Genomic DNA, 8,686 nt, shown 5'->3' with positions numbered 1-8,686 from the left:
GAGTCCGTGCTGCCGTTCGACTTGCATGTGTAAGGCATGCCGCCAGCGTTCAATCTGAGCCAGGATCAAACTCTTCAGTTCAAACCTGTTACTGTTTTCGGGCTCTCTCGAACCCGGTCGCTCACTCAACGTACTGACGATGATCAGTCCGTCTTCCGACAGACAAACCTTCCTCTAATACTGTGTGAGGCTGCTGATACTTCTGCCTGGCAGCAGACTCCGCAGAATCCGCCGCCGCATTCCGCATCAAGCGCCCACACTTATCGGCTGTTAGTTTTTAAAGATCGGTCCGCCAAACCCGCCGCGCCTGAACCACTCCTACCCGGCACTGCTTCGTTTGCGTCGCTGCGTCTGCAGCAGAGAAACGGGATTATGGAGAACTTCCGTCGGATCGTCAACAGGTTTTTATCACCCGCTTAACCTGCCCACCCCGCTGAAGCCCTCGCCATCAAAGGCTTCCCGCTTCTACGCACCCCGGCGTCCGGAGCACGAAAGAGCGGAATTCTAGTCGCCGACATCGGGACTTGCAAGCGATATTTTGACCGCGCGGCGCGCAACCTACCGCGACCCAAATCACCTCGACTCATGCAGTCGCATGCGCGCGCATCGCCCGTTCGACCACGGCCAAATAATGGTCGATCCCCGGCGTCGCGCGATCCTGCTCTTTCGCGCGATCGTCCCATCGGCGCAAACGCATCGCGTCTTCGGCGTACGGCTTCTGCATAAATGCCTGCGCCTCTTCCCTGCTGAAGATCCCGCCCTGCAATTGCAAGCTGCGCACCGAGTCGGCGGACAACTGGCCAAAATAGGTGGCGTCGATCGCGCACAGGCAGCGCTTCGCGTCGACGTGCAGACGAATCGGCTCCAGCACAGCATCCGACAACACCGGCCGCAAAAACGGCAAGGCGAAATACTGATGCAGATCGTCGACACCCCGTTCCGTCGGCGTCTCCCCTTGAAGGTTCAGCAGATGGCCGAGGTCGTGCAAGAACGCCGCGGCGACCAGTTCGTCGCTCGCGCCTTCCGCCTCGGCGAGCGCGCCGCTCTGCAACGCGTGTTCGAGCTGCGTCACCGGCTCGCCGCTATACGCGAGGCTGCCGTGTCGCTCGAAGAGCACACGGATATCGTCGAGACTCAATGCCACCTGTTGCTCCCAAGGTAATGAAAACGTCTTCAGATTGGTAAAGCTCTTCATCGCTTCCTGAACGCCTTCCTTGTAGCCTAGCCCCGAATCCTTGATGCCGCCGAACGGCGTCATCTCGATCCGGTAGCCCGGCACTTCCCACACGTCGACGGTGCCCACGCGCAGCTCATTAATGAAACGCGTGATCGCGTCCTGCCGGTTCGTACACACGCACGACGACAGCCCGAACGGCGTCCGTTGCTGATGCGAATCGCATCGTCGAGCGTGTCGAACGCGATGACCGGCGACACCCAGCTCGTCGGCGATCTCGCGTGGATCGCCGGTCAGCACCTGGAGCATCGGCGCGGGCAGCCCCGCTTCATACAGCAGATCGGCCAGATAAAGCGCCGACAGCGGCACCTTCTCCGACGGCTTCAGCACCACGCGATTATTCGTCGCGATGGCCGGCGCGACCTTGTGCGCGACCTGGTTCATCGGATGATTGAACGGCGTGATCGCGACGATCACGCCCGCGAGCGGCTCGCGCTGCGAGAACGCGCGACGCCTTTTGCCATGCGGCGTCAGATCGCACAAGAAACTCTGACCGTCGTCGCGCAACGCCTCGAACGAGGCAAAGCGGAACAAGTCGGCGACGCGGCCGATCTCGTAGCGAGAGTCCTGTTTCGACAGACCCGACCCGAGCGAAATCAGATCCGACGCCTGTTCGATCCGCTCGCGCAGCAGCACCGCCGCGCGCTCGAGAATCCGCGAACGCTCGTAGCGCGACAGCGTCAGCGCGATACGCGAGCGCGTAGTCGAACGCGGCGCGCAGATCGTCGATGCTGGCGAGGGGCGCCGTGCCGACGCGCATGCCGGTATAAGGATCGAACACGTCGAGCGTCCGGGCGCGCGTCGCGCGCTCGCCGCTCAGCCACAGCGCTTCGGCGCGGAACTCAGGATGGTCCCGCGGCGCCGTGTTCATGATGTCGGCACGCGATTGAGCGCAATGTCGAAGATATCGAAATTGCGCAGCCGTTTGCCTTCGCTGCCGGTGGCTGATGGCTGAACGCGCCGGTTGAACAGCAGCGGCACTTCCTGCTCGGAAATCCCGCCGTGCGAGCGCAACGGCACGGTGAGCCCGGACAGGTCGTGCTCGTCGCGCCGCGTGCCGAGCACCACATGCTTAGTGCCGATCACGACCAGATCGCCGATGCGATCCTCAGGCAGCCCGAAGCGCGCACACGCGGCGCGTCGATCGAGCACGACTTCGATTCCCGGCAGGCGGCCGATCCGCGCAATCACGGACGCAGCATCGAGCTCGCGCGGCAAATAGACCGTCGCGAACGAACCCAGCGCGCCATGATGCACGACGTACGGATCGGTGATCGGCAGAATCACGCGCGCCGTCGAGGCGTCGAGCCAGTCGTCGAGCAAGTCCTGCAGATAGATCACGTTCGGCTCGCCGGTTTGCGGATCGTGCTTCGCGTTCATGCCGTGATCGGCGGTGAGGCCGATCACCCAGCCGAGCGCGTCGAGCTTCGCGAGATAGCCGTCCATCATCGCGTAGAACGCGTTCGCGCCTTCGGTGCCGGGCGCCCATTTGTGCTGGATATAGTCGGTCGTCGACAGATACATGAGGTCGAGCTTGCGTGTCCGCGCGAGCCGCACGCCGGCCGCGAACACGAATTCCGACAACCCCGCGCTATACACGTCGGGCAATGGCAGGCCAACCAGATCGAGCACGTCGTCGATGCCGTTTTCCTCGCGCGTCACCTTGTCGGCTTTCTCCGCCGAAAAGCAGATGCCCTTCAACTGCGAGCCGAGCAGCCCGCGCAGCTTGTCCTTCGCGGTGACGACGGCGACCGCGGCGCCCGCGTCGGCGGCGGCCGCTAGCAGCGTGGGCGCGCGTAGGTAGGCGGGATCGTTCATCATCACCGCCGCGCCCGCGCCGTCGTTCGCGTGGGTGTCCCAGAAGTAGTTACCGCAGATGCCATGCACGGACGGCAATACGCCGGTCACGATCGACAGGTTGTTCGGGTTCGTGAACGACGGGATCACGCAGTCGCCGCGAAACGCCGCGCCGCCCTCGAGCATCGAACCGATGAACGGCGCGACGCCGGCCGCGACCGCCGCTTCCAGATACGCAAACTCGCAGCCGTCGACACAGACGACGACCGTCGGTTGCGAAGGCAGCCGGTAGCTCCGGCCGTTGACTTCGATCGTGCGTCGCTCGGGGTGTGTCATCGCGTGGTTTTCCATTGCCGGGTTGTCATTGAAGGCTTCATCGCCGGGTTGTCTGTTCGTGGGGCGAAGCTGCCGCGGCGTTTGCCGATGCGTTTGCCCCGGCTTCATCGCCGCGCCGTCATCGCCCGCGCGAGCCGGCCGCACCCGTGCCCGCCGGGAGGCGCTGCTCGTGCGCCGCATCGCCCGCCGCCTCGCAGGCCGCATGCGCGCGCTGCAACCCGCCCTGCACATGCGCGCGCATCAACTGCGCGGCCCGCTCCGCATCGCGCGACGCGAGCGCTGTCAGAATCGCGCGATGTTCGGCGAGCGAGCGCGCCATCGCGTCGGCCTGCACGTTTAGCGCCGCTCGCCGAAACAGGCTCAACTCGCTGACGAGCCTGCGATACGTGTCGTACAACTTCGTGTTGCCCGCCGCCGCGACCAGCCCATCGTGAAACGCGAGGTTCGCGCGCGCATACGCATCGTGATCGTGCGACGCGAGCGCCGCGCGCATCGCGTCGACCCAGTCGCGCAGCACCGCGAGCTTGCCCGCATCGATTCTCGACGCGAGCATCCGGCACGCCCCCTCTTCGAGCACCGCGCGCACCGCGTAAATCTCGTCCGCCTCCGCAAGCGACACCGTCCGCACGAACACGCCGCGATTCTTCTCGGTGCGTACCAGACCCGCCTGCTCTAGCGCGCGAAACGCCTCCCGCACCGGCCCGCGCGACACCAGCAATCGCGCCGCCCAGTCGGCTTCGTTGAGCTTGTCGCCCGGCGCCAGCATGCCGCCGACGATATGCCGCTCGATCTCGTCGCGCACCAGCGTCGTCAGCGAGTGGCGGCGCACGACTTCGATCGGATCGACGGAAGCAGAGTGCATATATTCGGTCATTTTGGCAACTTTTGCCACATCTACATCGATGCTCACCGGTTCGCGCGCGTGCTTCAGATCAACCAAATCGTTCGCCGATCAGTCGGCTCAGTCGATCCGGCGCCGCGGAGCGCGCGCCGCGATCAGCAGCAGAGCGACCAGCGAGACCAGCAGCAGAATCAGCGACAGCGCGGAAGCCGGCAGGTAATAGCCGCGTTCCACCTGCCCGACGACGACGATCGGCACCGTCGCGAAGCCTGGCGGATATACGGTCAGCGTCGCGCCGAGTTCGCCGAGCGACAGCGCAAAGCCGAGCGCGAGACTCGCGCGTATCGCCGGCACCAGTTGCGGCAACACGACGCGGCGCAGCACCATCGACGGCGGCGCTCCGAGGCTCGCGGCCGCTTCGCGCAACACGGTCAGCTCCGGGCGCAGCGCGGCGGCCGCGCAGCGGTAGCAGAACGGCAGTACCAGCGCGAGCTGCACGAACACCACGATCGCCGCCGAGCTCGACAGATCGAGTGGCCGTTTGTGATACGCGATCAGCACCGCGAGGCCGAGCACGACGCTCGGCACGCCGTTGGGCATCATCGCGATCGTGTCGACGACGGCGCCGAGGCCGCGCCGGTCGCGTCCTTCGAGGGCGAGCGCGAGCCACAAACCGAGGATCGTGCCGAGCACCGCGACGCCCATGCCGACTTCGAGGCTGGTGGTCAGCGCGTCGAAGTCGCTCGAACCGAGGCGCTCGAACCAGCGCATGCTGAAGCCGTCGGGCAGGATCGTGCCGGACCAGTGCGACGCGACGCTCGATAGCGCGACAACCAACACCGGCAGCACGAACAGCCAGAAGCACAGCAGCGCGGCAAAGCCGAGAAACAGACCGCCGAGCAGTCGCACCGCGAGACTGTGCCGCACCGGCCGGCCCTTCTTGTGCATGACCGGCAGCACGGTCGGATCGAGTTCAACGGCCATGACCGGCTCCTTTCACCTTGCGACGATTGACGCGCCGGTACAACGCGTACAACGACAACGACATCAGCAGCATCACGACCGCGCCGGCGGCCGCGGTCGGCAGATCGAGATCGACGGTGGCGGCGCTGTAGATCGCGACCGGCAGCGTGATCAGATGGGCGCTGCCGAGCACCAGCAGAATGCCGAACTCGTTGAGCGTCAGCAGAAAACACAGGATCGTGCCGGCCGCGATGCCCGGCCACGCGAGCGGCAGGATCACCTTGAACGCGACCATCAGGCCGTTCGCGCCGAGGCTGCGCGCGGCTTCGATCAGTCGCTGGTCGAGCAGCGCGAACGATGCCAACGTCGGACGTACGACGAACGGCGTATAGAACACGACTTCCGCGAGAATCACGCCGCCGATGCCGAACAGAAAATCGAGCGGCGGCGCCTGCAGATTGAACAGCCGCTGCAGCCCGATGCTGACCGAGCCTTGCGAGCCGTACAGAAAGATCAGCGTGAACGCGACCAGAAACGACGGGAACGCGACGAACAGTTCGAGAAAGCGCGTGACCAGGCGCGCGCCCGGAAACGGCTTGAAGAACAGCAGCGACGCGAGCGCCACGCCGAGCAGCGACGCCAGGCTCGCACTCGCGAACAGGATGCCGAGCGTGGTGCCGATCACGCCGCGCGTTTCGGGGTTACCAAAGAACGTTATGTACGCGTGGCCAGACAGGCCATGCGCGCCGGTCAGACTCAGCATCACGAGCCGCACCAGCGGATAGATGACGAGCGGTCCGAGCACCACGACTGCAATGAACAGCAGATGCCATTGCGCGAGGCGCTCGCGCCGCTTGACGGCGGCCGCGTGCGCCGCCGCGCTCGCGAGACGGCGCGCGGCGGCGGCTTCGACCTCGGCTTGCGCGGCAAGGTCGAGCGGGTTGGACGTATCAGGGCTTGATAAGGACGACATCGCCAGCCTCGTAACGCAGGGAAACACGCGCGCCCTTCTCCGGCGTCATGCCGAGACCACGCTGCATCGTGACGAGCACGGGGTCGTTCGGCAGCGCATCGAGCACGACCGATACCGACAAGGCCGCGCCGTACCACTCGACCGACGCGATCGCGCCGTGCAACTGCCCCTCTCCGAGCGGCACGATGCGCAGCGCCTCCGGACGCAGACACGCGACACGTTCGCGCTCGTTGTAGCGCGCGTCGTCCATGCCGAACGCGACCTGCGGCGGCAGCAGATTGGCCGCGCCGAGGTAGCGCGCGACGAAGCCGTCGGCCGGCGAGTCGTACAGCTGCTGCGGCGTGCCGAGCTGCGCGATATGGCCATCGCGCATCAGCAGTGTGCGGTCGGACAGCACGAGCGCGTCGTCCTGATCGTGCGTCACGCAGACGATCGTCAGATTCGGCAGGCGTTCATGCAGTGCCTTCAGTTCGGAGCGCACCGACGCGCGCAGATTGGCATCGAGCGCGGACAGCGGTTCATCGAGCAGCAGCACGTCGGGCTCGATCACGAGCGCGCGGGCGAGCGCCACGCGCTGCTGCATGCCGCCCGACAATTGCGCGGGCATCACGTGACCGGCATCGCCGAGCTGCACGAGCTTCAGCACCTCGGCGACGCGGCGCGCGACGTCGCGCGCCGGAATACGCCGCGCGCGCAACCCGAACGCGACGTTCTCGAATACCGTCAGATGCGGAAACAGCGCGTAGCTCTGGAATAGCAGTCCGAGGTTGCGCTTGTGCGGCGGCATGTGCGTCAGATCGCGGCCGGCCACCGTCAGCGTGCCGGCCAGACCGTCGGCCTCGATGAAGCCCGCGATGAAGCGCAGCAAGGTCGTCTTGCCGCAGCCGCTGCGCCCGAGCACGGTGAGCAACTCGCCGCGCCGAATGGTCAACGACAGATCGTCGAGCACCGTGCGCGGGCCGAAGCGCACCGTCAGGTGATCGATCTGCACGCCACCGGGCGCGTCCGAACGCGCGGCGTCGAGCGCATCCAGCGGAGCGCCAGGCGCAGTGGGGTGAGCGAGACTGGCCGTATTCACCGGAGTCGTCCTCCAACAGGATTAATGCTGATGCGGCGCCGCGCATTACGTGCGAAGCGCCGCCTGAATCGACTTACTTCGGCTTGACCACTTCGATCTCTTTGCCCGACGAACCGATCACGTCGCTCTTCCAGCGCGCGGTCCAGTCGGCCTTCTTCGCCATCACGTGGTTCCAGTCGACCGGAATCAGCTTGACGCCGCTGATCGCCTGCTTGACCGCTTCGCCGTTCTTGCCGGCGAGCGGCACGTCGCTGCGACCCGGAATGCCGAAGATGTCCGGCACCTTCGACTGCACTTGCGTCGACATCAGATAGTCGATCAGCTTCTTGCCCTCGGCCTGGTTCGGACCGTTCTTGATTAGCGCGATCGCGTACGGCAGCTGGAACGTGGTCGGCTGACCGCCGGGCGTGGCGGCGAGGAACACCGGTTTCAGCGACAGGCCGCCGTTGGCCGCGTCGTCGAGATCCATCTGCAGATCGCCGTTGGCGACCGCGATCTCGTTACGCGACAGCAGCACGTCGAGATAGCCCGTGCCCTTGGTGTGGAACTTGGCGCTCTGCTCGAGCTTCTTCAGATAGTCGAACGCCTGGTCTTCGCCCATCAGCGACGAGGTCAGGATGATCACCGCCATGCCGTCGCCGGCGGTCGCCGGATTCGAATACGCGACCTTGCCGGTGAAGTCCGGGTGCAGCAGGTCCGCGAACGTCTTCGGCTGGATTTTCGTGACTTCGGGGTTGATCGCGAACGAGAAGTAGTTGTTCACGAAGGTCGCCCACGCGCCGTTCGGCGCCTTCGCGATGGCCGGCACGTTCTTGTAGTTGGCGCTCTGGTACGCCTGCAGCAGACCGCTCTGGTCGGCCTGCTGAATGAACGGCGGCAGTGTGACGAGCACGTCGGCCTTCGGCTGATCCTTCTCGATGGTCGCGCGGTTCACGACTTCGCCGCTACCCGCCGTGACGATATTGACCTTCACGCCCTCCTTCTTTTCGAAGGCCGGCAGCACATCCTTGTACAGATTTTCGAGGCCGTCGGCCGTGTACAGCACGACCGCGTCGGCCGCATGAGCCTGCATCGCGGCACCGCCGAACGCGGCCGCGGCGACCAGCGCCGGCAGCAGTTTGCGCGCGAGGCCGGCCGCAGCGTGAAGGGAATTCGTCTTTTTCATGTCGCTCTCTCCGAAGCTAAAAAACCAGACGGTCGGGATAACCCATACCTGTAGTGATTGAACGGCGGCACGCGCTTGCGTGTTGCCCGCTGCGGTTGCCGCGCCGGTCTGTCGTGGATTGCAGATTGCAGACAACTTTGCCGCTTCTCGCCCAGCCTGACGGACAGCCCCCTACCACACCCGCGCTGTCTGCCGCTCTGAGCGGGCACGGCAAGAATCACAGGTTTCGATGACAAGGCCATGACGATTGCGCCGAATTACAAAAAAAGACACAAATTGCCAACTCGCGCCAACCGATG

The 8,686-nt window shown here is 65.2% G+C and carries 7 protein-coding genes, 1 rRNA gene and 1 pseudogene; all 9 read right to left on the bottom strand.

Features of this window, described 5'->3' with window-relative positions; genetic code table 11:
- Positions 1–81: ribosomal RNA gene (locus HDG39_RS34665) — 16S ribosomal RNA — on the bottom strand; the annotation flags it as partial.
- 502 nt (positions 82–583) lie between these two features.
- Positions 584–1,144 carry a phosphonate degradation HD-domain oxygenase gene (locus HDG39_RS35190; RefSeq protein WP_184008322.1) on the bottom strand — a complete coding sequence of 187 codons (561 nt, stop codon included), beginning with the start codon at positions 1,142–1,144 and terminating at the stop codon, positions 584–586.
- Positions 1,145–1,150: 6 nt separating this feature from the next.
- Positions 1,151–2,105 (bottom strand): annotated as a pseudogene (locus HDG39_RS21185) (aldehyde dehydrogenase family protein); the annotation flags it as partial.
- Positions 2,102–3,367, bottom strand: coding sequence for a phosphonoacetate hydrolase (phnA, locus tag HDG39_RS21180; protein WP_260328128.1), 1,266 nt, complete (start codon positions 3,365–3,367; stop codon positions 2,102–2,104). The pseudogene HDG39_RS21185 and the gene phnA, both read right to left, overlap by 4 nt.
- A 118-nt stretch (positions 3,368–3,485) precedes the next feature.
- A complete protein-coding gene (locus HDG39_RS21175; RefSeq protein WP_184008279.1) occupies positions 3,486–4,241 on the bottom strand; it encodes a phosphonate utilization associated transcriptional regulator in 756 nt (251 codons plus the stop codon).
- 87 nt (positions 4,242–4,328) lie between these two features.
- Positions 4,329–5,192 carry a 2-aminoethylphosphonate ABC transport system, membrane component PhnV gene (gene phnV / locus HDG39_RS21170; RefSeq protein ID WP_018425042.1) on the bottom strand — a complete coding sequence of 288 codons (864 nt, stop codon included), beginning with the start codon at positions 5,190–5,192 and terminating at the stop codon, positions 4,329–4,331.
- Positions 5,182–6,144, bottom strand: a complete 963-nt coding sequence (locus HDG39_RS21165) for a 2-aminoethylphosphonate ABC transporter permease subunit (protein ID WP_184008277.1) — start codon at positions 6,142–6,144, stop codon at positions 5,182–5,184. The genes phnV and HDG39_RS21165 overlap by 11 nt, the downstream gene beginning before the upstream one ends.
- Positions 6,122–7,222: a 2-aminoethylphosphonate ABC transport system ATP-binding subunit PhnT gene (phnT, locus tag HDG39_RS21160; protein ID WP_184008275.1), complete on the bottom strand. Its 1,101-nt coding sequence runs from the start codon at positions 7,220–7,222 to the stop codon at positions 6,122–6,124. Before phnT ends, HDG39_RS21165 begins: the two co-directional genes overlap by 23 nt.
- A 73-nt stretch (positions 7,223–7,295) precedes the next feature.
- On the bottom strand, positions 7,296–8,387 hold the full coding sequence (phnS, locus tag HDG39_RS21155) for a 2-aminoethylphosphonate ABC transporter substrate-binding protein (RefSeq protein ID WP_184008273.1): 1,092 nt from the start codon (positions 8,385–8,387) through the stop codon (positions 7,296–7,298).
- Positions 8,388–8,686 lie beyond the last annotated feature (299 nt).

Source organism: Paraburkholderia lebeckiae, from assembly GCF_014201005.1.
In the GTDB taxonomy this organism is placed as follows: Bacteria; Pseudomonadota; Gammaproteobacteria; order Burkholderiales; family Burkholderiaceae; genus Paraburkholderia; species Paraburkholderia tuberum.
The sequence above is the reverse complement of the archived record's forward strand: the minus strand, read 5'-3'. Positions and strand labels throughout refer to the sequence as shown.

What these genes read in the sequence shown, in the direction of transcription:
- phnA (WP_260328128.1), bottom strand. Translation starts at nt 3,367, where the DNA reads ATGACACACCCCGAGCGACGCACGATCGAAGTCAACGGCCGGAGCTAC.
- HDG39_RS21175 (WP_184008279.1), bottom strand. Translation starts at nt 4,241, where the DNA reads ATGACCGAATATATGCACTCTGCTTCCGTCGATCCGATCGAAGTCGTG.
- phnV (WP_018425042.1), bottom strand. Translation starts at nt 5,192, where the DNA reads ATGGCCGTTGAACTCGATCCGACCGTGCTGCCGGTCATGCACAAGAAG.
- HDG39_RS21165 (WP_184008277.1), bottom strand. Translation starts at nt 6,144, where the DNA reads ATGTCGTCCTTATCAAGCCCTGATACGTCCAACCCGCTCGACCTTGCC.
- phnS (WP_184008273.1), bottom strand. Translation starts at nt 8,387, where the DNA reads ATGAAAAAGACGAATTCCCTTCACGCTGCGGCCGGCCTCGCGCGCAAA.